The sequence below is a fragment of the Domibacillus indicus genome, assembly GCF_023715895.1.
Classification (GTDB): Bacteria; Bacillota; Bacilli; order Bacillales; family Domibacillaceae; genus Domibacillus; species Domibacillus indicus_A.
Genome location: NZ_JAMBOO010000138.1, coordinates 1 through 255, shown reverse-complemented (window position 1 = coordinate 255; position 255 = coordinate 1). Strand labels below are relative to the sequence as shown.

At 49.8% G+C, this 255-nt stretch carries 1 protein-coding gene; it reads right to left on the bottom strand.

Annotation, left to right across the window (positions count from 1 at the left end; translation table 11 throughout):
* On the bottom strand, window positions 1-255 hold a 255-nt coding region (locus M3221_RS25985; RefSeq protein WP_251274836.1), incomplete at both ends, for an RNA-guided endonuclease InsQ/TnpB family protein.

Sequence of the window (255 nt, the reverse complement as noted above, 5' to 3'; positions counted from 1 at the left end):
TGGCCGCCATTGCGCTCGCATTTGTACGCAAGGAACTGGCGGAACATTCCCCATCCTGCATCATGAATCGATTTGGACACTTTCCGGTTTTTCACCAGATTGCGGATGTTCAAATCTTCTACACAAACGACACTGTAGGTGTTTGCCAGGCGGAACGATGCTTTATGCAGGAAATACTTCCGCTGGTTCGCTACCCTGGCATGAAGCTTCTGCAGCCTGGCCACTTGTTTTTGCCAGTTTGAGGAGCCTTTTTTC